Genomic DNA, 26,532 nt, shown 5'->3' on the forward strand with positions numbered 1-26,532 from the left:
GTTGGTGAGGACTTCGGGCAGCAGGAGGGCGACGACGGCCTCGACGGCTGAGGGGCCGGGGACGAGGTCCGAATTTTCTACGTTCGGCTTAGTGGCTCGGGAAGGCCTTGGCCTGGGCCGTGGTGTAGAGGTGGGTCGGGTCTGTGCGTAGCTCGGAGGCCAGGGCGCCGGGCAGGTGCGGGAGCGGGCCGATGAAGGCGTGCAGTGCGGTGAAGACCTCGGTCGCGTCGGCGGGACGGTCCTGAGGGTCCTCGAAGAGCAGGGCGTCGACCAGGGAGGTCAAGGGGGCGGGGACGTCATACCGGTCCTCGCCCAGGAGTTCCTCCAGGAGGCGGCCGACCGCGTACAGGTCGGAGGCGGGGCCGGCGGAGGCGCCCTCGTAGAGTTCGGGGGCGATGTAGCGGGCGGTGCCGGGGATCTGGCCGGCCTGGGTGATCTGGGAGAACTGGGGGAGGCCGGGGGCGGCGGCGACGCCGAAGTCGATGACCTTGACAGCGCCGTGCCGGGTGAGCAGCAGGTTGCTCGGCTTGATGTCGCGGTGGACGAGTCCGCCGGCGTGGGCGGCGGCCAGCACCGAGCAGGCCTGGGCGGCCAGGTACGCCGCCCAGGGGGCGGGCAGCGGGGACTCCTCGGCGATCAGGTCGGAGACGGTCTGGCCCTCGATGTATTCCATCGCGACGAAAAGTTCGTCGTCGGCGCTGCCGAAGTCGTAGACGGCGGGCACGCCGGGGTGGCTCATCCGGGCGGTGACGCGGGCCTCGCGATGGAAGCGGCGGACCGCTTCCTGCGTGTCCGCCAGATCCGCCTTGTGGATGAGCTTCACCGCGACCCGGCGGTTGAGGCGCAGGTCGGAGCCCTCCCAGACCTGGCCCATGCCGCCGCGGCCGAGAGGGCTGACCAGCCGGTACCGATCGGCGATCGTTCTCACGGGAGTCACGGCAGGAAGCGGCTCTGCTCGCCGTGCCAGGTGATGCGCACGGTGTCGCGGGCCCGGGTGACGGCGACGAACAGCAGCGAGCGGGCCTGCTTCTCCTCGCGGCGGTAGCGCAGCGGGTCGGTGTCGGCGTACTGCTCGATGCGCGACGAGGGGACGAGCCCCTCGGCCACCCCGGCGATGATCATCCGTTGGTACTCCAGGCCCTTGAACCGGTGCATCGTCCCCACGTGGACGGCCTCGTGGACCTTCGGCCCGTCGGGTCCGATCGAGGCGGCCTTGATCCCGGCCCGGCCGAGCCGGTTCTCCACCTCGGCGACCATGCGTCGCTCCGGCACGCACACCGCGATCGCGGCGGGGGCGATGTCGTCCCATGCGCGGATCTGCTCGACGATCCCGTCGAGTTCGGCGTCCCAGGTCGCATACCCCTGCAGTACGGGGCGGGTGCCGTGCAGGACGGAGCGGTAGCCGGTCAGGTCGTCGCGGCCGTCGTCGAGGTCGTCCCACTCGCCGTCGCCGAGCACGCCCCGGGCGGCGCGCAGGATCTCCCGGGTGGTGCGGTAGCTGAGCGTCAGTTTGTGGGAGCGGCCCCGGATGTTGATGCCGAGGCTGCCGAGCGACACCTGGTTGCCGTAGATCCGCTGGTGACTGTCGCCTGCGATGAACAGGTCGTCGGGGCCTTCCGGCACCATCGCGCGGAGCATCTTCCAGTGCGCGGCGCTGAGGTCCTGCGCCTCGTCGACGACGATGTGCTTGTAGCGGGGCCGGTGCCAGATGCCGGACTCGCGGTGCAGCTTCTCGGAGCCGGCCTGCCCGGCTTCGAACGCCTCCCGCGCCAGCTTGCGCTCCAGCTCCAGCCTGGCGGCGCGTTCGGCGACCTGCCGGTAGGTCCACAGCCCCATCGTGTCGAGCCGCTTGACGTACCGCTCGACGAGCTGCCAGATCGCGGCCCGGTCGGCGCGGCTGATGTTGCGGCCCCGGCCCGCGCGGCGGGCGCGGAAGTAGTCGGCGCGGGTGGCGATGGCCATGCCCAGGACGACGTGGGACCACTCGGCGTGCAGGAACTCCGCGTCCCAGCGCCTTTCGTTCAGTTCGTCCAGCATGGTCTGCCACTCTTGGAGGGCGCGGTTGTCATCGATCCAGCGGCGTCGGTCGCCGTCCGCGGCCTGGGCGACGATCTGGGTGGCGAGCTTGTCGATGTTGACGATCTCGACGCGTTTGACGACGTCGGGCCCGGCCAGGTCGAGCAGCCGCTGGCGCAGGTCGGCGGCGAGGTTCTTGTTGAACGTGGTGAGCAGGACGTCCTTGCTCTCACCCGGCCGGAGCTGCCGCACCAGGTGCCGGACGCGGTGCAGCGCGACGATGGTCTTGCCGGTGCCGGGACCTCCGGTCACCCGGGCGGGCCCCGAGTAGGGGCGGTGCTCGGCGATCTTCAGCTGGGTGGGGTGCAGGAAGATCTTCCAGCGCCAGAAGTCGTCCTCGAGGACCTCGCGCAGGTCGGTGTCCTCGGTGGTGACCTGGGTGGCGGGACGGGTCAGCGCGGTGGCGTAGTCGGTGGTGTCGACCTCGTCCTCGGCGGCGACCGGGGCGGTGATCTGGTCGAGCACCTCCTCGACGCTCTTGCCGTCGTGGAGGGCGAGCAGGACGTCGCCGGTGAGCTGGGGGGCGTGGTCGGCGAGGACGAGCAGCTCCTCCTCGGTGGTGATCTTCCAGATCAGGCCGAGCAGCGCCTCGCTGACGCCGAGCCCCAGCAACTGCTCGCGGGTGAACGCGGCGAACAGGCCGGACTCGGGCTCGGCGGGGACGGGCTCGGGTCCGACTTCGAGTTCGGCGGGCTTCTCGGCCTTCGTCGCCTCGATGTTCTCCTCGAAGCTCACCAGGTCGATGAACTCGATGCCGCCGGAGACCGGGTTGATCTGGTACTTGATCCGGTCGAGGTTCTCGTAGACGTCCTTGCGGTCCTTGACCGCGACCAGGATGTACTCCGAGCCGCCGGCGTGCAGCAGCAGCGCGCGGTAGTCCTTGTGGACGCGCGCGGAGTGGAGCTGCGGGTGGCCCTTCAGCTGCTTGAAGTGCAGCGCCGGGGAGTACGGGTCCTTGCGGAACTTGTGCTGGAACTCGTAGATCGCCCCCTTGACCTCCCGGGGCAGCTTGAGGATCTCCTTGTCGGCCTTGTCCAGCAGCCGCAGTGTCGCCCCGCCCTGCACGTTCACGCTCCTCCGATCCGGTCGGCCAGCTCCTCGGCCGACCAGCCCTGCACCTCGCGCACGGACCATCCCGCCGCCTGGTAAGCGGCGTTCCGCTTCTTCTCCTCGTCGCCGTCCCCGGACAGCACGATCGCGACCTTCGCCGCGGGCCAGGCGATCTCCGCCTGCCAGGCCTGCTCGCCCAGCTCGTAGCCGACCTCCTCGGGGGCGGGCGCGGGCACGCCCATCGCGGCGAGCCTCCTCGCGAAGTCGGCGAGGAACGGCTCGTCGGGGTCGAGCAGGTCGAGGACGTCCGCCCAGCCGGGGTCGGCGCCGCCCTCGGGGGGTTCGGGCAGCACCTGCGGCACCGAGGCCGGAGCGGGGGCCGGAACGGACGCCGTGACGCTCGGCAGGGCCGGGGCCCGGTCGTCGACCAGGTCGGCGTCCAGAGGGACGAGGCCGAGCGTGGTCTGCACTCCGGCGCCGTCCGCCGCGGTGAGCAGCCCCGGGTCGAACTCGTCCAGCCGGGTCAGGGCGAGCTGCACGCCGTCGCCGGAACCGTGGCCGAGGAACTGCAGCAGGTTCCCCCAGTACAGCCAGGCCGCCCAGCGTCTCCGGTGGGTGTCCTCGTCGGCGGCGACGGTCTCGGACCGGTCGTCGATCAGCGTGAACGCCGAGAAGGAGAGGCCGGAACGCTGGTCGACCAGGATGACCAGCGGACATCCGGACGGGTCGTGCGCCCGGGTGAGCTGGATCTTCCCCTGGGCGGACGGCGGCAGCGGGTTCCCGCGCAGAGCGGCCATGACGGCCCCGCCCACACCCGAGGAGTAGAGCGCCTTCTCTCCGATCGGAACGAGACCGGAGACGACGGCCTCGGCACGACGCAGCCAGAGCGTCAGATCGGGTTCGCGGAGGAAGGCCAGCAGGGAATCAAGGGGGTTGGTCCACATGGTGCGGACGAGGTCGTCGGGGTCCCTGCCGGGCGCCTGCCGCTGGTAGACCTGGCGGGCGATCCTCTGGGGGTTGCCGCCGTAAGGCAGGCGTTTGGGGTCGCCGGAGACGTCGGGCGCGTGGCCGCGTCTCTCCCAGTCCTCCAGGTCCTCCCAGGTGAGCTGGTAGACGACCCGCCCGTGGGCGCGTAGTCGGGTGCGTTTGTCGGCGTCGTCGGCGAGCCGGTTGACGGCGGGGGAGGCGTGGTAGGAGTACCCGTCCAGGTAGACGGCGACCTCCAGCGGCGGCCCGTCGAGCCTGCGGAAGAGCACGTCGGGCCGGGTCTTGCGGATGGTGTTCTGCAGGGTGACCTGCCAGTGCACGATCGAGCCGTCGGCGGCCTCGATCCGCAGGTCCGCGGTGCGTCGTCCGGCGACGACCTCGCCGCGGGCGAGCGTGCCGGGGGTGTCGGCGCGGCGGGCCCAGGCCTCCAGGCCGCCGAGGAACCGGGCTTCCAGCTCGCTTTCGATCAGGTCCCACAGGGAGATGGCGTGGGTGGTGGAGACCTCCTCGGTCGCCCAGCCCTCCAGCAACTCCTCGAACATGCCGAGCGCCTCGGCCCGGCTGACCTGGTCGTAGAGCGGGCCCGGTACATGGGAGAGCAGGCAGCGGTGGCAGGCCTGCTTGTTGGGGTCGGCCGCGCAGGAGCAGTCCCGCATCAGCGCATACGCGGCGAACAGGACCTCGCGGAACTCGTCGGGGTCGGCGAGCCGGTGCAGGTAGCCGGTGCCGCCGGGCAGCGCGTCGTGCAGGACGAGGAAGCGGCGGCGGCGCCCGGTCTCGCCGTCCGGCATGGTCGCGGTGACGACCCGCAGGTGGGCGGGGTCGCCGCCGTAGCTCGCGGCGATCCCGGCCATCAGCGCTGCCTGGAACGAGACGGTCCGCTCCTCGATCATGAGCGTCGCGACCGGCAGCAGGATCCGCAGCGCCTCGGTCGGCAGCTCGTGCGCGAGGATCAGCTCCAGGTGTTCGACGTCATCGGCCGAGCGGCGGTAGCGGCACCAGTTGCGGTGGTGCTGGCGTTCCTTGTCGGCTTGTGAAGGTGCGGCGAGCGCGCCGGGGACGGCCGCGGGGGCGCGTTCCAGGGAGGTGCCGCCGCAGACCGGGCAGGTGCGGAACGGGTTGAGGCGGACGTCGGAGCCGGCGAACCTGTCGGCCGCCGGATGGTCCTGCCTGGCGGGGCCGAGGTTGAAGGTGCGGACGACGGCCCTGCGGGCGAAGTCCACGCCGAAGGTGTGGGAACTGTGCCGCCAGGACCCGGGCGCGAAGTCGGCCGGGTCGATGTCCACGGCGACCGCGCCTTCGTAGTACGCGCGTTTGCGGTCGTCGCGGTCGTCCCGGATCTTGGCGTCGTCGCGCCGGTCGTGGGAGGTGACGCGGGCGGGTCGCAGCACCTGGTGCAGGTGCTGGACGCCGCCGATGGCGCGGTCGGAGCAGCGAGGGCACGGCGAGGTGTCGGTCTCGGCGAGATGGGTGCGGACATGCCCGCAGGACGGGCAGATCCGCCACTTCTCGACCTGGCGGGCGTCGGTGCCGACGTCCAGGCCGGTGATCTGGTGCTCGTAGCCGAGCATGTAGAAGGAGTTGCCGGGGGCGAGCTCGGTGAGCGCGACGGACGCCGAACGCTGGTACTCGCGCACCTCGCTGCGGTAGAGCGGCCGGTTCTCGTCGTCGGGGTCGGGCTCCTCCCAGGTGAGGGTGGCCTCCAGCGCGGTGGTCGAGTCGATCAGCGAGTAGTTCGGCAGCAAGCCCAGCTCGACCAGCGCGTTCTGGGCGTTCTGCCGGCCGATCTCGCCGATGCGCCGGGAGACGGCACGGGCCTCGGCCTCCAGGCTCTTCTTGACGGCCCGCTGCCCGGGGTCGGACTCGATGAGCTCCTCGACGGCCTCCTCGATCCGGCGACGGCGTTCGCGCAGCTCGATGAGCCGCCCGTCCCAGACCCGCTGGATCTCGTCGACCTTCGTCTTCAGCCCGGAGGCGGCGAAGCCCCGCAGTTCGGCGGCGGCAGAGGCGGAGACGTGCTCGCCGAACAGGGCGAGGAAGTCCTCGACGAGCGCGTCGGCTCCGGCGAGGGCCGGGGTGGTGAAGACGGCGAGCCAGCCGGTGTCGCCGAACAGGGCCGAGGCCACGCGCGGCAGCGCCGGAACCTCACCGGGGCCGCCGAGCAGGCCGCGGGCGGCCTTGTCGATGAGGTGGGCGACGTACTGGCGGCGCAGGATCTCCACGGCCGACAGGTAGCTGCCGGGCGGGACGATCTCTCCGGCGATCATGTCGCGGGGCTCGTCCAGGAAGTACAGGTCGCGGGGGGAGCGGCCGACCATCGTCACGAGGAAGGCGTTGCCGGTGCGGCGCCCGGCCCGGCCGACCCGCTGCACGTAGTTGGCGGGTCCCGGCGGCAGGGAGGCCAGCACCACGGCCGACAGTTCGCCGATGTCGATGCCCAGTTCCAGGGTCGGGGTGCAGGACAGGACGTTGGGGTCGCTGTAGCGGTCGCCTTCTCGGAAGCGTTCTTCGACGGTCTCGCGCTGCTTGCGGGTGAGCGCGCCGGTGTGCTCGGCGGTGACGACCTGGAAGACGTCGTCCCGCTCGGTGTAGAGGCGGCGGTAGAAGTCGTTGCGCCAGCCGCGTCCGGTGCGCGGGGTGAGCCGTCCGGAGCAGCGGTAGCGGGGGCAGGGCTGCCCGTCCCATTCGTGGACGAGGGACGGGTGCACGGTCTGAGCCCAGGCGCACGCGTCGCACCCGACCCCGGCCCGTTCGGCCTCGTCGGGTTCGAGCCGCCGGATCTGGATGTGGCCGGGCTGCAGCCCGTAGATGCGGGTCGCTCCGTCGCTCGCGGTCCGGGCGGAGACGACGCCTTCGCCGGCCAGGTGGGAGAGCATTTTGGCGAGGTAGTTCCCGGCCGCGCCGCGTGGCAGGCCGAGGCAGCGGGTCGCCCAGTCCTGCGTCCACGACCGGGGGGAGTCGATCCGGTCGAACTCCGAGCGGTTCTTGGCCCGGTCGAGCAGGAACGTGGGAGCTCCGAGGCCCTTGGGGAAGGCGGGCATGCCTTCGGGGCGCTTGCCCCAGATCGCCAGGTAGCGCCGGGTGCCGGCGTTGGCGAGCCACGGGTCCAGCCACAGGTGCTTGATCGCGCCCCGGGTGCGCAGGCGTTCCAGCAGCCCGCGCAGGAAGACGAGGTAGCGGGCGTCGGAGGCGAGTTCGACCAGGCCGGGCACGCGCTGGTGCTCGTCGCGGGCGAGCGCGACGAGCTTCTCCGGGTCGGGCAGCACGACCTCGGCGGAGGCGGTGCGGGTCAGCTCCAGGGTGCGGCCCTGCCGTGACCGCAGCCCCAGCTCCATGATGGTGGCGAAGGCGAGGCGCTCCCCGATCAGCTTCCACGCCTTCGGGCTGCCGGTGGCGGTCCCGGCGAGGATCGCGTCGATCTCGCTGATCTCGTGCAGGTCCGGGGGGACGACGGCGGGCAGCACGGCCGGGTCGGAGGCCGCGGCGACCACGTCGGCGATCAGCTCGTTGAGCCGGGTCGGCCTGTCGGACTCCAGCCGGGAGGCCAGCAGCCGCCGCAGCGAGAACTGGTAGGAGCGGTTGGCGACGAACCCGGCCCGGTGCGCGGCGTCCTGCACCGAGTCGTTGAACATGAGGGTCTTGCGCTGCCCGTCCTCGAGCTGGTCGCCCGCGAAGAGCTGGGTGATCGCGACGGAGGCGAGGGAGGCGAGCCCGGCACCGAGGAACCGGATGCCCTGGTCCATGTCGCAGGCCGGGCACCGGTCGGCCTGGGCCGCGTTGTTCCCGGCGTCCTCGTTGTTCACGTCGGCCAGGACGAAGACGACGTCGCCTTCGCCGTACTCGTCGAGGGCGGGATCGACGGGCCGGAGCCGGTCGCCCTCGAAGGCGACCAGGTTGCGTGCCCGCTCGGCGAACTCGGCCTCGGTCGCGAGGATCAGCGGCCGGACCCGCTTCTTCTCGCCGACCGACGCCCGGTAGATCCGCTCGGGCTGGGTGACGAGCTCGGAGGGGTTGCGGTCCGGCGAGTAGGCGGCCCAGCCGGACCTGCCGCAGTGCCGGCAGTAGACGGCCGGGAGCATGTTCCGCCCGATCACGTTGAGCGTGGATTCGGGGCCCAGCACGGGCAGCTCGCCGACCCAGCTGAACGCCGGGACGTGGTGGGCCAGCCGCAGCAGCCGGGAGACGGCCCGCACCCACACGTGCGTCTCGACCAGCAGGAACGGACGGTCGGGGGCCTCGGGGCCGCGCGCGTGTGAGATCAGCGCGATGAACCGGGCGAGCGCCGCCGAGGCCGTCTCCGGCGACTGCTTGATGACCGCGCCCCAGCCGTAGGCGCCGCGCCGGGGCAGCAGCTCCAGGAGCTCGTCCGGGGTCTTGGGCCCGTCGCTGAGGAGTTCCAGGACGGCCTGGGTGAGGATGTGCTGCTTCAGCACCGCGCCGAGCTCGGACGGGGTGAGCCCGGACCGCCCGGTGACCTTCTCGGCGAGGGCGTCGAGGGCGGCCGGGTCCTTGAGCGGGTCGCCGCACGCCATCAGGTCACGCGGTGAGGGGATCGGGAGCGAGTCGTCGAGGTCGACGAACTCCTCGGGGGAGAGCCGGTCCTCTCCGATGACGGAGTCGGCGGGGAAGGGGACCCCGAAGACCTGCTCGGCGATCTCCCGGATGGACCGGCCGCAGCCTTCCCCGCCGTCCGGGCCGCCCCCTTCGCCGAGGGTGGCGCTGGTCGCGACCGGGCAGATGCGGCCCATCGGGTCGCCGGGCCGGGAACTGCCGGTGGCGGAGGCGAGCCTGCGGAGCAGCATCGCCACGTCGGTGCCCTGCGCCCCGTCGTAGGTGTGGAACTCGTCGATGACGATGTACCGCAGGTCGGCGTCCTTCCACAGCGGAAGGTCGTCGCCGCGCTGCAGGAGAAGGTCGAGCATCTTGTAGTTGGTGATGAGGATGTCCGGCGGGTTCCGCCGGATCTCGGCCCGCTGCGTCATCACCCGCGCGTACCCGGTCGCCGGGGTGTCGCCGATGTAGAGGGCGGCCGTGACCTCCCGCAGCGGTTCCTGCTCGAGGTGGTCGTTGAGCCGCCCGGCCTGGTCGGTGGCGAGCGCGTTCATCGGGTAGAGAAGGACGGCCTTCACCCCGCGCCTGCCGGCCGCTTTCTCGCGGCGGCAGTGGTCGAGCACGGGGACGAGGAAGGACTCGGTCTTCCCGGAGCCGGTGCCCGTGGTGATCAGCGTGGGTTCGGGGGCCTTGCCGAGGCTGCTGAGCCTGCGCAGCGCCTCGCCCTGGTGCCGGTAGGGCCTCCAGCCGTCGGGCGCCCACTGCAGGCAGTCGTCCCATCCGGCCTCGGCTGGGCGGAACGGCGTGCGGATCCGCAGGTAGGGCCCGCGGAAGATGCCCTGCTCGTCGTGGAGGAGGAACCGTTCCAGGGCTTCTCGCACGGACGGCTCGGCCAGCGCAAAAGTCGTGCTGAGGTACTCCGTCAGACTCTTGCGCAGTTCCTCGGCCGCCAGCGTGGGCTTCACGATGTGTCTCCTGGAACCGGTACTTCAGTGGCAGACCCAGACCCTAGTGGGTCGGACGGGGCAAGTACACCTGGCCTGACCGTTTACGTGCTGATCTCTGGTGAACTGGAATCACGAGATGACGGTTCCCCGATGTGCCCCTTGCCCCATGCGATCACCGTAGTCGGACATCTCCCTGGGCGACGGAGAAGGGAGAAATCCGAAACGGGGATATCGCCGCTATCTCCTGAGCACGGTCTTGCTGCACCTGGGCGGCTTCGGCCGACGGCCCATGAGAGGTGCGGTCCGATGAGGGACAGGAGCTCTGAGGAGTCGTCGAGGGCGTGAGGAAGGGGGCGGAGCTCCTCGTCGGCGAGGTCGGGCGAGCGGGAACACCAGAATAAGAGGCGTAGGTGCTGCCGCCGACGATGGCGATCCCGCCGAGGACGCTCGCGACGTACAGCCCGACGCGCGGCGAGTGTGAATTAATTACACGTCTATCACGCCTGCTGTTCGCGTCCGGGCGGTTTGCCTTGCGGTCGCTTTCGGCTGTGATCTCGCTGCTCTCGTAACGCAAACCGGCCACATCCAACACGGTCCGTATGCTCCAATGGTTCCCCTCCAGCTGAGGAAGTGGGAAAGGAGGCTTCGGTGGGCGGGTCCGGCGTCGTGGCGTTGCGGAGCTCTGATGGCTACTTTGGCAGCATGACGACTGCTCTTGAGATGCGCATCCGCTCCGGAGCCGAGCGGGTCGAGCTGGCTCGGCTGGAGGAGAGCCTGGAGCAGCTGCGTCTGGCACTGAGCGAGATCGATCGCGCCTACCACCTGCGGGGCAGCCGTCCCAAGTGGGTCATCGCCGACCTCGCGAGCCGCGGCGCCGACATCGAAGTCCGCATCACCGCCGACCGGCCGCGGAACAGGGATGCGCGCTCGGTCCTGGCCCCGATCGACGCTCTGGTGGCAGGGGTGGACCGTCTTCAGCGTGAGCCGGAGGTCCCCGAGTACTACACGGAACGCACAGTGGAGAGGATCCTCGCTTTGGGGGAGCCCGGTCGAGGCGTCCAAGAAGTATCGCTCGCGACGGTCAACGGAAGTCCCGGGCGGTTCTTTCCGGTGTCAGAGCCCGTTCGTGCCCACGCTCAGCAGGCGGTACAGGGCGCATACACCTCTCTGGGGTCGGTGACCGGCTGGCTGGACACGATGAGCGCTCGCCGGATGCACAAGGGACTGCTCGTCGTGGGGCTTTATGACCCCGAGACCCGTAGGGCCGTCACAGGCTATCTGTCCGCCGACATGGCAGAAGAAGCACATGACCTCTACTGGCGCAAACGAGTCATCGCCAAAGGCGAGATAACACGCAACGGGCGCGGTCAGGCGGTACGCATAAAAATCGAGGAGCTGGAGGAGCTCGAAGAGCGAGGCAGGGCGTCCGTCGACGATCTCCTCGGGATCGCTCCCGACTGGCTCGGCGGCCAGGACGTGGACGAGTACACAGAGGAGGCCAGACGTGCCTGATCCTGTGCATGCTCCCGTCATCTACGTGGACTCCTGCGTCTACTTCTCTCGTGGTTTGAATCACAGCACACGCTTTGGATCGAAATAGACAGATTCCTGGTGCGCGACGCCGTTCGTATAAAGAAGGAGCACGGAAAGAACCGTACGGGAGAGAAATCCTTCAAATCGGCGGACGCGTTGCACCTGGCGGCGGCACGACGGGCCGGGTGTGAGTACTTCGTGACACACGATGAGGGCTTCCCGATAGGAGGCGCGATCGACGGCCTTCAGATCATCAGGCCCTCTGTGGTCTGGCAGGAAACACTGCTGTGAGAGCGACGCGGCGAAGAACGGCAGGACCTACTCCTGCTGAGCTCCCTCCGCGCGGAACAGGACCGGTTGCGCCCTTACTTCGATCTCGCGGTGACGCGCTTCTCGGGCCTGCTGCGGACCGGTGGTCTCTCGGCCGTATCCGGTCAGTAAAAAACCTTCCGAACGGCTGGCGCGTCGAAGGTGAGCGTTGTCTCCATAGGGGTGGTGATGGCTCTGACGAGGGGTGGCCGTTCTGTCTCGCCCAGATCTGCGTGCGTTGTTCCGGACGAACAACCGGGCTCTTGCTCCAACTGACGTGTTCGCCAACCGGGCCGAGGAGTGGGCCGCCGTTCAGCGGGGCCTTGCCGAGGTGGTGGCCTGCCGCCGCAGCCCGGAGTTCGACGTGGAGGACGTCCAGCTTCCCCGGCGGAACGTCCTGGTCTTCTCCGGGGTGGGAGGGATCGGGAAGTCCACTCTCTCCCGGAGGATCGCGGAGCGGCTGGCCGGTCCGGAGACTGGACCGGAGCACTGGCCGCCGGTCGAGGACGGACTCGGCCGGGTGCTACCCGTCCGGGTCGACCTGTCGCGGCAGACGGGTGCGAGCTTCGAGTCGGTGATGCTGGCCGTCAGGTTGGGTCTGGCGGAGCTTGGAAAGCCGCTGACGGCATTCGACCTGGCGCTCTGCCGTTACTGGGAACACCGGCATCCAGGGGAGCCGATAGAGGAGCACCTGCGGGGCAACACGTTCTTGCGCCGATACGACGGCGGCAGGAACTTCCGGAACCAACTGGAATCGTCGGCGGGTGAGCTGGCTCAGCTCGTCGGCATCCCTGGAGCCGTCCTGGCCGGACGCACCCTGCAGACAGCCGTACGCATCCTGAGGGAGCGGCGCCGCAACGCCCGGGCGCTGGCGGGATGCCGCCGGTTGCCCGACCTGCTGGAAGCCGAGCCGGACGAGGAGACCCTGGCGTTCTCCGCGCATCTGCTGGCATGGGACCTGGCACAGCTTCCGGAGGAAGAGTCCGTGACCCCCGTGGTGCTGCTCGACACGTTCGAGGACGTCGGCGACAGGACGCACCGGGACTTCGAGCGGCTCATCCAGCGGATGGTGTGGCTGATGCCGAACGCACTGTTCGTGATCACCGGCCGGAACCGCCTGCAGTGGGACGATCCCGGCCTGGAAGGTCAGTTGGACTGGGCGGGCCCCGAATGCTGGCCCCAGCTCATCCCCGGAGCCTCCGCCGACCCGAGGCAGTACCGCGTCGGCTACCTGTCAGCTTCGGACGGCGAGGACTACCTGCGCAGGCGTCTCGTCGCCGACGGTCGGCCGCTCATGGACGAGACGACGCGGCGGGTCCTGGTCTCCCGCTCCGGAGGGCTGCCGCTCTATCTCGACCTCGCGGCGATGCGCTTCCTGGACCTGCACGAACGCACCGGGCATGCTCCTTCCGTGGACGAGTTCGATCACGAGTTCCCCGCCCTGGTCACCAGGATCTTCCGGGATCTGCCATCCGAGGAGCGCGATGTGCTGCGCGCGGCCAGTCTGTTCGACTCCTTCTCCGTCGAGCTGGCCACCGCGGCGGCGGGACTCGACCGGGACTCGGCGGTGCTGCGTCTGACGGACCGCCCGTTCGTCGACGTCACGCCGGGCTCCCGGTGGCCCTACCACCTGCACGAACTCGTCCGGACGGCCGTCAGGAGCACCGACACCGTCAGCGACGACCGCTGGAGCCCCGACGACTGGCGGCGGGCGGCGCAGCGCGCGTTCGACGCGCTCGGCGAGGAGTTCACCCGGCACGGCGGCGAACCGAGCCGGACGGCCCTGCTCGGCTGCCTGCGCCAGGGCCTGCGGCTGGCCCGCGACTACGACCTCGACCTCGGCTGGCTGGCCGAGGCCGCATACGCCTATGTGCGGGACTTCGTCTGGGAGCCCATCGAGATCGAGTCGGACGGAGCCGTGGACAGCCCGGCCGTGGCGCTCGCCGACACGCTCACGGTGATCGCCCGACGGCAGAGGCAGCATCGGAGCATCACCGCGACCCGGCTGAGGACGATCCTGGAGTCAGGAGCGCTTCCGTCTGACCTCCGCGAACTCCCGATGTACTTCCTCGCCGAGTGCGAACGCGACCTCGGTAACCTCCCCGTCTCGCTGGAGGGCATGCGCTCCGTCGCGGCGAATGGGGGCCGTCTGGCCCCGGACGCGTCCCGCGGCATCTTGCACCTGACCCGCAGGCTCGGTCACTTCCCCGACGCGATCACCGCCGCCGAGGGGCTGGGCGCGGACGGCAAGAAGGAGCGCACGGTCGGCGAGATCCTCTGGACGCAGGGCTCGATCGGCCACGCCTGCAGCGCGTTCGCCCAGGCCCGCGACCTTGCATGGGAGAGAGGGCAGCACGGAGAAGCCGCCCTCTGCCAGGCGTACTTGGCGTTCGCCGCGTCCTTCGCCGACCGCGCCCGTGCCGTCGAGCAGATCGACCGCGCCGATCACATGCTGCGCGGAGCTCAGGCCCGTTTCGCCGAACTCCAGGTCAGGAACGCCCGACTCCTAGCGGACTCCGGGTATGCGGATGACCTGCTGGACCAGGCCACGGAGGTCGCGACGCTGGCGGCGGACAACGGCCTGTCGTCATGCGCCGCGTACGCGAAGTTCGCCCTCTGCTTCCACGCCGCCATCACGGGCTCCCAGAACCTCCTTGCGACCGGACGCGCCTGGCTGGGGGAGTCCCTGCGAGGCGCGGAATTCGCCTACCTGCTGGAACTCACCTATTTCATGACCGGCGAGCAGCCCCCTCCGGAGCTGCCGCGCGCCCGCTGGATCGACGGCCTCGACGAGACCCGCTCCCGCTGGGCATGGCTCGTGCAGGACCGTCGGCGTGAGCTCCGCGACTTCAGAGGAGAATGAGGAGGTGGCCACCTACACGACCGTCGCCGATCTGGATCTCGCCCTCATCACCGAGGCCTACGGCCTGAGCGGCCTGGTGCTCGAGCCCTTGGGCGGGGGAGCCGCCAACTCCAGCTTCAAGGCGGGCGCGGACCAGGGTGATTTCGTGCTGACCGTCCTGGACAACCACGACCGCACCAGCGCGTTCAGGCTGGCCGCTCACACCGAAGCGCTGTTCGCGCTGGGCATGCCCACGGCCGAGGTCGTCCGCAACGCGGAGGGCGACGCGGTTTCGTCGCTCGACGGTCGGCTCTTCCTGCTCAAACGCTGGATCGACGGGGACGTGCTCGACAGCCTGCCCGCGGAGCTTCTTCCCGAGGCGGGCGCTCTTCTGGCCAGGCTCCACAAGCTGCCTCCGAGCGGTGTCCCGGAGCTTCCGGCCGGCACGCGGCGCCTGTCAGCGGGGCACCTGAAAGCCATCGACGACTTCCAGGACCGGAAGTTCGCGGACTGGCTGAGCGGACGCCTGGCGGCCGTCGAGGAGCAGGAGGCCGGGCTGCCCGAGCGGGTCCGGGTCATCAGCCACGGTGACGTCTTCACGGACAACCTCGTGGTGCTGAGGTCCGGCGGCCTGGCCGTCCTCGACTGGGAGACGGTCTCGCTGGACAGCGCCCTCCTGGATCTGGGCATGACCCTGCTCGGCCTCGCCAACGTCGGCGGCCGGCTCGACCGCGACCGGGCCGCACTGGTCGTCGACGGGTACACGCGGGTCCGGCCGCTCGGGCAGGAGGAGCTCGATGCTCTTCCCGGCCAGGTCGAACACGCGGCTCTGATCATCGCCTTCCACCGGTACCACCGGCACAACGTCCGGTTCCCCGATCCCGCTAAAAGCGACATCCACACCGAGATGATCGGCTTCATCGACTCACTCCGCTGAGCGGCCGCCCGACCCGCTCGTCCCGGTGCGAGGATCTGGACGACCGCCATGGGGTGCGCCACCCCCGATGGTCGTCCGGTCACTCGATGACGATGTCCGGGAGGTCGGTGATTCCTGGATCCGGCGCGAGCGTCGTCCCCGGTGTCACCGTTTGAACGGCCGGCGCGGGTACGGCGGGCGTGTGTACGGTGGGCTTTTCCCGCGACTCCTCCGGGCCGGAGCCGACAGAGCCCAGGATCAGGATCACAGCGACGACCAGGAGCACGACCGCACCCCCGCCCGCTGCCGCCCCGGAATTCCTTCTCACCCAGTGACCGCTGCGGTAGAACCGGTGACCGTTCTTGCTGGTCGCCATGTGGCCTCGACGGTAGTACTCGCCTGACATGCTCCACTCCGTTCGAGCCCACGAGGGGGGAGACACACCAAGGGCTCCGGGCAAGTAGAACACCCGAGTCTGACAAGCTCTTGATGGTTGTCGGAACCCTCGTTTCGCCGAGTCAAGTCCCATGGAAGCGGAGGGATCGCGGCATGGGATCTTTCGATCGCTTGCCCGCTCGGAACCTGCCTCTGGCCACCATCTCGTCCAGTGTGGGGCCCGGTCGTTCTCGGCGTTCACTCAGCTTTTCTCGTCGGGTTCCTCGTCGTCCGCGCGCCGACGGGCCGCTCGCTCGGCGATCCTGCTGGAGAGCTTGGCCGTCACCGATCTGGCCCGGTCGAAGGTCTCGTTGCCGAGCTGTATGGCGGTGTCGACGCCCTCTGCTCCCGTCTCGAGGACCTTGTCCCTCGCCTCCGCGGCCGCGTCCACCCATCGTCGCGTCTTCCATGAGCGGCGGCCGGAGTCGATCCCGAGCAGCCCGTGGAGATCGTGGACGCCGGTCGCGACGTTGTTGCGCGAGTTCATCACGGCCGGGGACGCGGTCGGGTGCCACAGGAGTCTCGTGTTGGCCCTGTGGGCGGCCGCCTCCATGCGGGCCGTCAGCTGCTCGGTGGCCTGTGAGATGGCGTCCAGCCGCTTCTGCCGGGCAGCCCTCAGACCGAGGCGGTGCCCGTCCAGATCGTCCGGAGACGTGTCCAGCACGCGGTCCAACCGGAGCACGTCGAACGCGTCCTGCAGGGAGAAGCAACGAGCCAGGACGAAGAGCCATACCTGAACCTCGGACTCCACCTCCCTGGCCGCCTTGGCGAGATCTCCGATCTTGCTCTTGCGCTCGACCTTCTTCGCGAGGTCGTCGAGTTGACGCAACGCGTACGCCTGGGTGTCCCCGATCCTCCCCGGCGCGTCCTGCACCGTCGACCACGTGACCTCGTCCACCCGGCCCGTCTGGTGGTCTCGGACGGTCATGGCGTCCTCGAGCATGAGGTCCGCCCCGTCCAGGCGCGCCAACACCTGGTCCCTCTGGACGCGGAGCACGTCGTCGATCTTCTTGTCGATCCTGGCGAGGTAGGCGGTGATCTCGGCCATGGACTGTTGCTTCGAGGCCTGCTGCATGAGCCCCGCGACACTGGAAAGCGCCGTCGGATTCAGAAGCGTTCCGGGCCCCTTGACGAATTCGACGAATCCTCCGATCTGGCCCCAGTCCCCCTTCAGCACACCGGTGCTGAGACCTGTCGTCGAACTCGTCCTCAGCCCGTACTCCCGGACACGCTGCGCGGACTCCTCGGTCAGCTTCAGCCAGCGGCCCGAGCCGGCGGCGATCTCGGAACCCGCCTGCGCCATCAAGGCCCCTGTGCCGAGGAGGGACTTGAGCCGCTGTCCGAGGTCCTTCGACGACGACCACAGCCCCTCCGAGGTGAGGAACTCTTCGACGGTCGTCGGATCCCCGATGACCGCCAGTCCGTCGTCGTCGCTGATCAACTGGATCTCACCGGCCATCATCGGCTCCCAAGTGGCTCTTCGCAGGTGAAGGTGGAGGGACCGCCCCTTGCCTCCAGGCTGTGATTTTCCTGGACGGACACCCGCTGGCAGGTCCTTTTCGTCGATGCAACGATATATCAGGACACTCGGAAAGCACGCGTGAATCGGTTACACGTATGTCACTCTCGGCTCCTCTGTGGCGATCGGGTCCGCTACCGGTCGTCTTCGGCGGGCGGCGTTCGGCCCGTTGGGGAAAAGCTTCGATTCTTTGTTCGAGTGACGTAGGGTTCGAGGTGTGGAGAGCGGCGGTGGACTCGCGAATGCTTCGACCGGTGAACTGGTCGAAGCGGCCGAAAGCGCGCTGCTGGAGTTGTTGTCGCGTGAGGTCCCCGGGTCGGGGACCGCGGCGTTGGAGCTGGCCGAGCGGGTGGGGCGGGTCCTGGATCTGGGGCAGGCGCTGCTCGCGGTGCTGACCGCGCGGGTGGACGCCGTCGGGGCGCACCGGCAGTTGGGCCGCCAGTCGGCTTCGGCGTGGTTGCGCACCAGGCTGGGGATGCGCAAGGGCAGGGCGAGCGAGATCGTCACCGTCGGCCGCCAGTTGATCCGCCTGGAGGAGACGGCCGGGCGTCTGTTGTCGGGGCGTCTCCCGTGGGGGCAGGCGGCCACGATCGCCCAGTCCCTGGAGCGGTTGCCTTCGGGGGAGGACGTCGAGACGGGCGAGCGGATCCTGCTCGATCTCGTGGACGCGGGTGCCGTCCCGGACGAGACGGCGAAGATGGGCCGGGTCATCAAGGACCGCGTCGACGAGCGGCTGGAGCGGGCTCCCGACGACGTCAAGCGGGGATACGAGCGTTCCTGGATCCGCATGTCCGCCTCCCCGGACGGGGGAGCCCACCTCTACGGCTGGCTCAGGCCCGAGGACGCCGCCGCCGTCGCAGGGACCATGGCCCCGCTGCTGAGATCCAGGACGAAAGAGGACGACCGGGACCACGCCCAGCGCACCGCCGACGCCCTCGTCTCCTGCGCCACCCGAGGCCACCGCAACGCGGGAATCACCCTGGTCGTCGACCTGGCGGCATACCAGGCGAAGACCGGCTCCTCCTACCCCTTCGACCAACGGCCCTCCGCCGCCTCCCGTCCTCCCTCGGACGCCACGAGCCACCCGGTGACGGTCCTCGGCCGAGGGGCGGTGCGTGGACGGTCCGCCGCGCGGCTGCTGGACGGCACTGAGCTCTCGGTGGAAGACGCACGCCGTGTCGCGGTCTTCGCCGGCATCAGCACCCTTGTCGTCGGACGTTCCGGCGTTCCCCTCTACCTGGGCCGCAGTGAACGCCTGGCTTCCGAGGGGCAGCGCCGCGCCCTGGAAGCCCTGTACGAGACCTGCTGCGTCAAAGGATGCACCGTCCCCGCCCACCTGGCCGAGATCCACCACCTCGGCCGCGGCTGGAGCCGGGGAACTCCCACCGACATCGACCATCTGGCTCCTGCCTGCCGGTGGCACAACGTCTGGATCGCCGCCAACCCAACGAGGTATCACGAATATCGCGATGATCGGGGCAAGGCGGTCATCGAGGTCAGGGCACCCTGGGAAACGGCCCCGGCCTCACGCCATCCCGAAGCGGCTTGAAACACGCCGTATCCCTCGACCGAGGTGCTTCCCCCTCGAACGGCGGTAGCCCCTGGTGGGCTTGCAGCTCCATTCACCCGGTGAATCAGGCGCTGTTCCCGCCGCTCTTCGCTACGGTTCGTCCCATGTGCGTCTCAATGGGGCCTGCCGAGTTCTCGGGCACGATCCTGTACTGCGGTCGGCGGCTGCATCCCGAGCACGGCTGGATCGAGGTGTTCGGGTATCAGAACACCGCGGTGAACCTCGCTTCCGGCCCGAACGCCATGCTGCTGCATCTGCCGGCGCGGTCGGTCGGCTCGCGCCAGTTCCTCCCGGCGGGCCGCGCCGAGTCGGTGCTCCAGGACATGGTGGACGCTGTGTCTGCGGTCCCGGCGGGGCGGGCCATGAGTTGGATGGGCGCAGGCGAGCCGGGCGGTGTGGAGGTCTTCCATCACGACATCTACACCGTTGTCCTCGCCGAGAACGCCTCCCGCGTCGCTGCCGCGCTGGATCGGGTCGAGCCGTCCCGGCGCCCCACGCTCAACCAGGCGCTCTTCGACTTCTACACCGAGGCCTTCCCCGAGCACGCCGTCGCGCTGTGCTGCTTCGACAACGCCGAGGCCGCCGCCGCCAAACCGCTGCTTCTCTGGTATCAGCCGCTTGCCGACGATCGGCTCGTGCTGCCCGCGATCGACTGCCACACCGGCGACGTCCCGGATCTGGACGCGGTCGTGCCCACCGACCACTGGGTGCTCTTCGCTTCCGACGAGGCGGACGAGGAATGGGGAGAGCCGGTCACCTACCGAGGCAGGATCCGCCGCGAACTCCGCGCTTTCCTGCCGCCGCGCGTCATGGGACGGTATTTCCACGAGCCGTTGCCGAACGGCGACTTCGCCATCGGCCACGAGGACCTTCTCCGCGGCGACCTGGACCGGATCGAACGGCTCAGTCCGGAGCCGAGACGGTAGAACCCCGGGAACACGGGATGAGCGTGGACGACATCGGGCCGGCTCTGGGCGTCCTCGGCATGCTCGTCGGGCTGGTCCTCTTCGTGACGACCCTGCGCCGGGGGCCGTTCCTGCCGCCGTACGTGCCGGAGCAGTTGTGCGCCGACTGCGGCCATCCCAGGGCCGAACACTCCAGCGGAGTCGGCCGCTGCTTCTACGAGCTCGGCGACCCGCACGACGGCAACAGCCCGAGACCAGAATCGCAGCGAAGAGCAGGCCCAGGCCCACGCCTCCGCCGACGGCCACAGGGCTCGGCTACCGTGCCCTTGCGCGCGGCTGGTTTCTCGGGGTAGCCGACTCTGCACGAAGATGGTCTGAGGGGAGGAGCGAGCCTGCTCCCGAAGTGCGGCCGCTGAACGTCCAGTGGTCGTCGAACCAGTACCCGTCGAGGCCGGGTTTTCCGCCGGGGTCGATTCGGCTGAAGCTCCAGACGGACGGCAGGTCACCGTCGGCAAGGACGTAGAGGTTCGTCACGCCGTCTCCGCGTTCGACGCAGCGGACCTCGAAGAGGCCCGCCTTCACGACCGGCGCCTTCTCGAGATCGACGTCCATGCAGTCCGGTGCGACGGCGGCTTCCGAGCCGGCCGCCCGCTCCAGCGCGTCCTTGGAGAGGAAGACCCTCAGATCGAACGGGACTCCCTGATCGGCCACCATGTAGACGGCCACCGCCACCAGCAGGGAGGCCGCAGACCGGATCGCGAACCTCCTGTCCAGGGTCCGGTTCACCGCCTTTCCCAGCCCGTGGCCGAGCCGGCCCACGAAGAGCAGCAGGAACGCGAAGAGCACCGACCCCTCTATCCAGTACGGAAGACCGGCCAAGGTGCCGGAGCTGATCAGGACCAGCGAGAGACAGACCGACAGCAGAACAATGGATTTCATTTCTACCCACGCTTCGCGGAGAGATCGGGGGACGGGGATCGGTCAGCGGATGTCCCCCTCGGGGACGGGCAGGCAGTCGTGGACGGTGCAGGCCCAGCCTTCGGGCTGGGCGAAGAAGGCCCGGGTGAGGAGGATGTCTCCCGCTCGCTGGGCTCGGATCATGATTCCGAGTTCGTCCGAGGCGGCGTCGCCTTCCACGGAGACCGTCCGGGGCACCCCTCGTCGGGTCATGTGGTCGAAGAACTCGTCGAGGAGTTCAGAGGGTGCGCGTCCGACCAACCGCATCCCGTCCAGGAAGACCTGCGGGCCGCACAGGGCGTCGACGGCGACGCAGGTCAAACCTTCCGAGTCCCGGTAGTAGAGCGTGACGGCGACCGAGAACCTCGGGGCCGTGCCATCGCGGAACTCGGCTTTCCGGGTGAGGGCTCCGTGCTCGGGTCGCAGCGGGGACAGCGATCCCGTGAATCCCCGTGCCTCCAGCACGGCCCTGGCCTCTTGCGGGCTCATGCCGAACCGCAGCGGGCCCACACTCGCCATGGGGACGTAGTCCCACTGTTGGCGATCACTCTCGTCGATCACTGACCACATGCCGAAGATTCTCGCGTCGTGGGTCGGCGCTGGACTTGAACTCGGCGACGTGGTCGGACCCTTTATCGGAGTCGTGAGAAATAGCCCGCACGGCCACGGTGGCGACCGGAGCCACCCAGGATGACCGTGACCGGGTCCGATCGATGAAGAACTCCTCAAACGGCTGACGCGTCGAAGGTCGCGCCGTCTCCATAGGAGAGTGGTGGATGGCTCTGGCGAGAGGTGGCCGACCTGTCTCGCCCTGATCCTCGTGCGTTGTTCCGGACGAACAACCAGGCTCTGGCGCCGGTCGATGTGTTCGCCAACCGGGCTGAGGAGTGGGACGCGACCCGACGGAGCCTGGCCGGTGTGGTCGCGCTGCGACACAGCCCGGGATTCGATGTGGAGGACGTTCAGTCCGCTCGCCGGAACGTTCTGGTGTTCTACGGGTGGGCGGGATCGGGAAGTCGACCCCGTCACGGCGGATCGCGGAGAGGTTGGCCGATCCGGAGGCGGGACCGGAGCATTGGCCGCCGGTCGATGAGGGGCTCGGCCGGGTGCTGCCCGTCCGGATCGATCTGTCGAGGCAGGCGGGTGCGGGGCCGCGACGCTCGTGCGCCGGCCGGTTGCCGCCGCCGGTTCTGACGTTCCGCGGGAAGTCTTTCCCAGAAAGACACGCTTGGCTTTTGGCGGCCTATGATCTGCTGCCATGGCGCTCGATGATGACCAGATTCGTGATCTTGTCCGGCGGTTCGTGGCGATTGAGATGGGCGAGTGGGATGACGCGGCGTTCGGGCGGGCGCTGGAGGTGCTCGGGTGGCGGGCCGCGGAGTATTCCGACAAGGAGCTGGAGTGGCGGCGTCGGTGGCCGAGTGAGCTGGAGGAGTACGAGACCGGGCTCGGGACGGGTCGGGGGACGTTCGCGCGGCATGGGGCCGGTGACGAGCGATCGCATATCTCGGTTCGGGCGGGGGAGGGGGAGGAGCTGTTCCGCCGGCTGAGGTCGGCGATCGAGGACGAGCTCGGAGTGCCGTCGATCATGCGGGGCCCGGGGCCGTTGCTGCGGTGGCGAGGGAACGGCCGGCTGCTGGAGCTCAAGTACGGCAGAGTCGAGGTGTGCTTGGAACTCCGTCCCCTCGATGTCGTCGAGAACAAGGAGTACCAGGCGGCGAAGTGGGGCGATGCCGAGTACGGGCTCGCTTATCTCGGTTACTGGCAGGTGATCAACTGGAGGGAGGGTGGAGCGGATCTGTTCGCCCCGGGCGGGTACCTCGCCGACGGGTGGGCGGAGTTCGAGGAGATGCTGGCGCGGACGCTGGCGTCCGTCGTTCAGGATTTCGCGCTTCTGGGCGATCTCGGGGATTTCATCGTGACCGTCCATACTCCAGAAGACCGGCGGTTCGTGCAGTGGTACGCGTCGGGGCCGATGCTGCGGATCGAGGCGGGCCTCCCGGACGAGTCCGACCCGGAGTGGTCGGCGGCGATGGCCGAGGCGGGTTGGCTGCCGTCGGACTCGGAGGGCTTCGAGAATCTTCTCGTGATCCGCGAGTTTCCGGTGCTGGGGGATGAGGAGGCGGCGACGGCGGCACGCATGCTGGTCGGGACGCTGCAGTCGTACGGTGTCGCGTTCGAGGACCTCTGGTGCAAGGTGATCTCGCCGGACATCCACCTGATCGGGCTCGGGGTGCCCAGGAGGTAGGGAAATGTTCCCCTGGCAGAATGTCCGGCCATGGTCTCCTCGATCTCTGACTACGGCTGGTGGAGGGATTTCTCGGGGGGCGCCCTGGAGGCGCACTGCGTCACTCTGGCGCGGGGCCTGACTCCGCGGGAGTTCCTCGGGCGGCTGGGAGCCGTTCCCCAAGGGGACCTCGCCGGGTTCGGCGCTTTCATGAGCCTGCACTGGAAGGTCCTGGAGCGCCTGAACCACGGTTGGGGGGACTTCTTCCTCGTCGGGGCCGTCGAGGTGTCCGGCGGCGGCGGCCCCTGGACCCTGGCGCTGGAGCTCAACGGGATCGTCGGAGTCGAGCCGTCCCTGATGAGCGCGGCCACGGCGGGCACCACGGCGGTGTCCCACTTCATGAACGTCAACGGGCTCGGACGGTTCTGCGCCTGGCGGGACGGCGTCCTGACCACCGGGTTCGAATGGCCGTCCCTCCGCTCGGGCAGCGACCCCGACGCCCTCGACGCGGCCGTCGCCCGCATCGGCGGCATCGAGCCCGGCAGGCACAAGGCGGACCGGTACCTCGTGCTCGGCGAGGAACTCACCGGAGTGAAGATCACCTCCGAGCTGCTCACCCGGGCCGTCTACACCGCCGGGGTCGTCGCGGTGAGCCCGCGGGCCAGGGCCGACGGTTGGAGTTGGGAGCCCACCCCGCGGGAAGCGGCTCGTGAAGCCGACATCCGCGCCTGGCTCCACGCTCAGGGGGTCAAGGTGCCCCCCGGCCCGCTCCGCAGCATCATGATCGAGATGTACGAGGCCGCGCACGGCTGAACGGTCTCGGGCGGTCGGCGCGTTCGAACCCCGGGAACCGGATGCGGCGGCCGAACGGCGGCTCGGTGATCCCTGCCGGAAGACGGCACTCGACCCGGCTCCGCGGATCCTCCTCCGGCCCTGTGAGCCGGTTCGCCATCCGGCCGGACGTCGAGACGCGGACGGCCGCTCGCGTGGTGGCCGGATGGACGTCCGGGGGTGGTCTGGGGGCGGACGAGCTCCCAGGCCCGAGGTGCGGAGCGGCTCAGGTCTGGGAAGAGGAGCCGCTCCGTCAGGGCATGGCATCACTTCCCTGTCGGTGGGGACGGGTCCGAGGTCGGTCACCGGCGCCGTGTCCGGCGGCCTCCCGGAACGCACGTTCGGCGGCCACGTCGAGCCCCCGATCTGGGGTGGGCGGGTATTGCTGCGTTCGTCTTGCGGGTGGTCGGAGAGGCCCCGGTCCTGACCGGGCCGGGCCGCTCAGGTGTAGGGCGGGAAGAGGAATTGCCGGGCGGTGAGCACGGTGATCGCGAGGAGGGTGACGGCGTACCACCAGGGGCGGAGGAACCTGGCCCGCACGAAGGGGAACGTGAGCAGCAGGACCAGGAGCCCCCAGAAGATGCCGGCGTAGGACAGGTCTCTGAACTCCGAAGCCGCGTCGAGCTCGTGGGGGCCTCCCCGGGGCATGGCTTGGACCAGGGCGAGAAAGGCCAGAGGCACCTGCAGCACGATCAGCAGGACCGCTCCCGCGATCATGCCGACACGGGAGAAGCGCCGAAGACGCTCGGGGCGGATGCCGGTCATTGTCCGAGTGTCCCCTTCGCCTCGTCCGGTTTCTTGTCGAAGCCTCGGCCGTAGGCCTGAGCGTCCTCGGACTCCCGGTAGGGGCCGCCGTTGTCCTCTCGGGGTCAAGCCGGTTCAGGGGCCGAGGCGAACTCCTCGATCTTCTCTGCGACTCCGAAGCTTTCGGGCGGAGATTAACATGATCTTGCTGGATATCACCGAGACGGTTCGCTGGACAGCGCCCTTCTGGACCTGGGCATGACCCTGCCCGGTCTCGCCGAGATGATCGGCTTCGTGGAGTCCCTCTGACAGGACGGTGGGAAGGGCCGCTTCCCGCAGCTCATCCGGACGACGTACTGACGTGGGAAACCGGCTGCCGGGTCGCGCCGACGCCCTCACGAGCCTCGGCCGCGCGACGGCATCGCCAGAGGACACGGGGACGCCGCGGCTCGGGGGCGGGTGGTCCAGGCGGTGTGGAGGGGGCGGGGGACGCGGGCGGCGGTGTCGTGGGTGCCGAGGTGGCGCCAGGGGGAGGGGCCGGTTCTGCGCCAGAGGCGGGGGCGGTCGTCGAGCGGGGTTCCGTCCTGGGCGGTGAGGCGGGCGAGGAGGTGGTAGGTGTCGGTGGCGGCGGTGCGGCCGAAGACCTTGCCGTAGCGGACGGAGGTGAGGCGGACGTTCGGCGGGGCGTCGGCTTCGGGGCTTTCGCGGTAGGCCTCCAGGACGCGGGCCCGGGTGGTGTCGCTGACGGTGAGAACGAGTGCCCGGCCGGGCAGGTCCCGGCCCAGGTCGCCTTCGAAGTACCAGGGTTCGTGCTCGGCGGTGGAGACGAGCGGTGCCCGGGCCGGGTGGAAGGAGAGGAGAGCCGAGCAGGTGAAAGCCGGGGCGAGGACGGACGCGCACAGGCCGGCGCCCAGGAGGCTGGTGTTCATGTGAGGCGGGTGCTTTCGGGAAGGGGCCGGTCGTCGGGCGGGGCGTCCCTCCGGCGGGCGCGGGCGTCGGCGCCCGCGGGATGGAGGAGGCGGCCCGCGACGGTCCGGGCGTCGGACGTCGGGCGTGGTGGAGGCGGCGGGAGCGGTTCGTACGGCCGGTCGGAGGGGCCGGTCAGGGGAGCGGGCGGGGACCGGAGGGTTGGAGGGCCAGGGTGAACCAGACGGTGAGGCGTCCGTCGGTGAGGCGGTGGTAGCTCCAGTCGAGGGAGAGCTGGTCGAGGAGGGGGAGGCCGCGGCCGGACTCGCCGGGGGAGGCGGGTGCTCCACGCTTCGCAGGAGACCGACGGGCGGGCCGTCCGGGTCGCAGGCGGGGTGGTCGCGATGCGGGTGAGGCCCTCGGCCCGGTGCAGGAGGACGCGACCGGCATGTGCTTCTGGACGGGGTCGGCCGCTCGTGTCGTGGCCGGACGGGCGTCCGGGAGTGGTCTGGGGGCGGACGAGCCCCCAGACCCGAGGTGCGGAGCGGCTCAGGTCTGGGAAGAGGAGCCGCTCCGTCAGGGCATGGCATCACCTCCCTGTCGGTGGGGACGGGTCTCAGGGCCAGGTCCCGGGTGCCCGGGCTCTGAGGGGTCTGGTGCCGGGGTGGCGGCCAGGGTGAACCAGCGGGCCTTGCCCGGCCGGTCGGGGCGGGTGAGCCAGCCGCATTCGTGCGCGGTCAGTTCGACGATGCCGTTTCCGCGGCCGTCTTCGGGCATCTCGTCGATCGGCAGATCGGCCAATTCCGACAGATCGATGGAGGCCGGCATCTCGGGTGAGACGTCCCAGCATTCGAACCGGAAAATCCCCAGCGAAAATCGCAGATCAACCCGGATCGGTTCGTTCGGGCTCGCCGCGACCGCATTGCCGGCGACCTCGGAGGCGAGCAGCACCGCGAGGTCGGTCACCGACGCCGCAAGACCCCAGTTCTCGCAGCTCATCCGGGTGACGCGCCGGACGATACGGACATTCTCCAGCTTCCCATTGAATATCAGAGAAGATTCCGCATAATCGATGTATTCGACACTTCCGACCGGGTGTGTCATCGGCATCACGATTTCGCCTCCGCTTCGGATTTCACGGATTCCCGCCCTCTCTCCGTCCTAATCTGCTGACAGGTTGCGGCCCGCGACGCGGGCTGTCCACGGTTGCTCGTGATTCCGCGCGAC

The 26,532-nt window shown here is 69.7% G+C and carries 19 protein-coding genes; 9 read left to right on the plus strand and 10 right to left on the minus strand.

Features of this window, described 5'->3' with window-relative positions:
* Window positions 1–88: 88 nt before the first annotated feature.
* From ABGB12_RS05945 to ABGB12_RS05955, 3 genes are read right to left on the minus strand one after another with little or no spacing between them, the layout of a single operon-like run.
* Window positions 89–928, minus strand: coding sequence for a serine/threonine-protein kinase (locus ABGB12_RS05945; protein WP_347675240.1), 840 nt, complete (start codon window positions 926–928; stop codon window positions 89–91).
* Window positions 929–933: 5 nt separating this feature from the next.
* Window positions 934–3,147 (minus strand): UvrD-helicase domain-containing protein, encoded by a 2,214-nt coding sequence (locus ABGB12_RS05950; protein WP_347675241.1) that lies wholly within the window; start codon window positions 3,145–3,147, stop codon window positions 934–936.
* The gene (locus tag ABGB12_RS05955; RefSeq protein WP_347675242.1) at window positions 3,144–9,629 is read right to left on the minus strand and encodes a DEAD/DEAH box helicase; all 6,486 of its coding nucleotides are present in this window, start codon (window positions 9,627–9,629) and stop codon (window positions 3,144–3,146) included. Before ABGB12_RS05955 ends, ABGB12_RS05950 begins: the two co-directional genes overlap by 4 nt.
* 684 nt (window positions 9,630–10,313) lie before the next feature.
* Here ABGB12_RS05955 and ABGB12_RS05960 point away from each other — a divergent pair.
* The 4 genes from ABGB12_RS05960 to ABGB12_RS05975 all read left to right on the plus strand — a co-directional run bounded on the left by ABGB12_RS05960 (window position 10,314) and on the right by ABGB12_RS05975 (window position 15,232).
* On the plus strand, window positions 10,314–11,123 hold the full coding sequence (locus tag ABGB12_RS05960; protein WP_347675243.1) for a hypothetical protein: 810 nt from the start codon (window positions 10,314–10,316) through the stop codon (window positions 11,121–11,123).
* 84 nt (window positions 11,124–11,207) lie between these two features.
* Complete coding sequence (locus tag ABGB12_RS05965; RefSeq protein WP_347676067.1) at window positions 11,208–11,435, plus strand: PIN domain-containing protein; 228 nt, start codon at window positions 11,208–11,210, stop codon at window positions 11,433–11,435.
* Window positions 11,436–11,730: 295 nt separating this feature from the next.
* A complete protein-coding gene (locus tag ABGB12_RS05970; protein WP_347675244.1) occupies window positions 11,731–14,316 on the plus strand; it encodes a hypothetical protein in 2,586 nt (861 codons plus the stop codon).
* A gap of 4 nt (window positions 14,317–14,320) precedes the next feature.
* Window positions 14,321–15,232: a phosphotransferase gene (locus ABGB12_RS05975; protein ID WP_347675245.1), complete on the plus strand. Its 912-nt coding sequence runs from the start codon at window positions 14,321–14,323 to the stop codon at window positions 15,230–15,232.
* 79 nt (window positions 15,233–15,311) lie between these two features.
* Here ABGB12_RS05975 and ABGB12_RS05980 read toward each other — a convergent pair whose 3' ends face one another.
* Window positions 15,312–15,587, minus strand: a complete 276-nt coding sequence (locus ABGB12_RS05980; RefSeq protein WP_347675246.1) for a hypothetical protein — start codon at window positions 15,585–15,587, stop codon at window positions 15,312–15,314.
* Window positions 15,588–15,848: 261 nt separating this feature from the next.
* Complete coding sequence (locus tag ABGB12_RS05985) at window positions 15,849–17,105, minus strand: hypothetical protein (RefSeq protein ID WP_347675247.1); 1,257 nt, start codon at window positions 17,103–17,105, stop codon at window positions 15,849–15,851.
* Between the two features lie 277 nt (window positions 17,106–17,382).
* Between ABGB12_RS05985 and ABGB12_RS05990 the strand changes: the two genes are divergently transcribed.
* From ABGB12_RS05990 to ABGB12_RS06000, 3 genes are all read left to right on the plus strand, one after another.
* Window positions 17,383–18,714 (plus strand): DUF222 domain-containing protein, encoded by a 1,332-nt coding sequence (locus ABGB12_RS05990; protein ID WP_347675248.1) that lies wholly within the window; start codon window positions 17,383–17,385, stop codon window positions 18,712–18,714.
* A 125-nt stretch (window positions 18,715–18,839) separates the two neighbouring features.
* Entirely contained in the window at window positions 18,840–19,661 is an 822-nt protein-coding gene (locus ABGB12_RS05995) for a hypothetical protein (protein WP_347675249.1), read from the plus strand.
* Between the two features lie 17 nt (window positions 19,662–19,678).
* Entirely contained in the window at window positions 19,679–19,993 is a 315-nt protein-coding gene (locus ABGB12_RS06000) for a hypothetical protein (protein WP_347675250.1), read from the plus strand.
* Here the strand turns inward: ABGB12_RS06000 and ABGB12_RS06005 are convergent.
* Both ABGB12_RS06005 and ABGB12_RS06010 read right to left on the minus strand, forming a co-directional pair.
* Complete coding sequence (locus ABGB12_RS06005) at window positions 19,956–20,579, minus strand: hypothetical protein (protein WP_347675251.1); 624 nt, start codon at window positions 20,577–20,579, stop codon at window positions 19,956–19,958. The genes ABGB12_RS06000 and ABGB12_RS06005 overlap by 38 nt on opposite strands.
* Before the next feature lie 42 nt (window positions 20,580–20,621).
* Window positions 20,622–21,167, minus strand: a complete 546-nt coding sequence (locus tag ABGB12_RS06010) for a hypothetical protein (protein WP_347675252.1) — start codon at window positions 21,165–21,167, stop codon at window positions 20,622–20,624.
* A gap of 688 nt (window positions 21,168–21,855) precedes the next feature.
* Here ABGB12_RS06010 and ABGB12_RS06015 point away from each other — a divergent pair.
* Window positions 21,856–22,845, plus strand: a complete 990-nt coding sequence (locus ABGB12_RS06015; protein WP_347675253.1) for a hypothetical protein — start codon at window positions 21,856–21,858, stop codon at window positions 22,843–22,845.
* 30 nt (window positions 22,846–22,875) lie between these two features.
* Window positions 22,876–23,637: a DUF6461 domain-containing protein gene (locus ABGB12_RS06020; RefSeq protein WP_347675254.1), complete on the plus strand. Its 762-nt coding sequence runs from the start codon at window positions 22,876–22,878 to the stop codon at window positions 23,635–23,637.
* Window positions 23,638–24,096: 459 nt separating this feature from the next.
* On the opposite strand, the gene ABGB12_RS06025 is transcribed toward ABGB12_RS06020, so the two are convergent.
* The 3 genes from ABGB12_RS06025 to ABGB12_RS06035 all read right to left on the minus strand — a co-directional run bounded on the left by ABGB12_RS06025 (window position 24,097) and on the right by ABGB12_RS06035 (window position 26,409).
* A complete protein-coding gene (locus ABGB12_RS06025; protein WP_347675255.1) occupies window positions 24,097–24,420 on the minus strand; it encodes a hypothetical protein in 324 nt (107 codons plus the stop codon).
* Window positions 24,421–24,794: 374 nt separating this feature from the next.
* Complete coding sequence (locus ABGB12_RS06030) at window positions 24,795–25,328, minus strand: hypothetical protein (protein WP_347675256.1); 534 nt, start codon at window positions 25,326–25,328, stop codon at window positions 24,795–24,797.
* 553 nt (window positions 25,329–25,881) lie between these two features.
* Entirely contained in the window at window positions 25,882–26,409 is a 528-nt protein-coding gene (locus tag ABGB12_RS06035; protein ID WP_347675257.1) for an ATP-binding protein, read from the minus strand.
* Between the last annotated feature and the right edge of the window lie 123 nt (window positions 26,410–26,532).

Source organism: Actinocorallia sp. B10E7, assembly GCF_039871655.1.
Classification (GTDB): Bacteria; Actinomycetota; Actinomycetes; order Streptosporangiales; family Streptosporangiaceae; genus Actinocorallia.

Excerpts from the sequence above, each read along its gene's own strand:
- ABGB12_RS05960 (WP_347675243.1), top strand. The coding sequence starts at position 10,314 with ATGACGACTGCTCTTGAGATGCGCATCCGCTCCGGAGCCGAGCGGGTC.
- ABGB12_RS05980 (WP_347675246.1), bottom strand. The coding sequence starts at position 15,587 with ATGGCGACCAGCAAGAACGGTCACCGGTTCTACCGCAGCGGTCACTGG.
- ABGB12_RS05985 (WP_347675247.1), bottom strand. The coding sequence starts at position 17,105 with ATGGCCGGTGAGATCCAGTTGATCAGCGACGACGACGGACTGGCGGTC.
- ABGB12_RS05995 (WP_347675249.1), top strand. The coding sequence starts at position 18,840 with ATGTGCGTCTCAATGGGGCCTGCCGAGTTCTCGGGCACGATCCTGTAC.
- ABGB12_RS06000 (WP_347675250.1), top strand. The coding sequence starts at position 19,679 with ATGAGCGTGGACGACATCGGGCCGGCTCTGGGCGTCCTCGGCATGCTC.
- ABGB12_RS06005 (WP_347675251.1), bottom strand. The coding sequence starts at position 20,579 with ATGAAATCCATTGTTCTGCTGTCGGTCTGTCTCTCGCTGGTCCTGATC.
- ABGB12_RS06010 (WP_347675252.1), bottom strand. The coding sequence starts at position 21,167 with ATGTGGTCAGTGATCGACGAGAGTGATCGCCAACAGTGGGACTACGTC.
- ABGB12_RS06015 (WP_347675253.1), top strand. The coding sequence starts at position 21,856 with ATGGCGCTCGATGATGACCAGATTCGTGATCTTGTCCGGCGGTTCGTG.
- ABGB12_RS06020 (WP_347675254.1), top strand. The coding sequence starts at position 22,876 with ATGGTCTCCTCGATCTCTGACTACGGCTGGTGGAGGGATTTCTCGGGG.
- ABGB12_RS06025 (WP_347675255.1), bottom strand. The coding sequence starts at position 24,420 with ATGACCGGCATCCGCCCCGAGCGTCTTCGGCGCTTCTCCCGTGTCGGC.
- ABGB12_RS06030 (WP_347675256.1), bottom strand. The coding sequence starts at position 25,328 with ATGAACACCAGCCTCCTGGGCGCCGGCCTGTGCGCGTCCGTCCTCGCC.
- ABGB12_RS06035 (WP_347675257.1), bottom strand. The coding sequence starts at position 26,409 with ATGACACACCCGGTCGGAAGTGTCGAATACATCGATTATGCGGAATCT.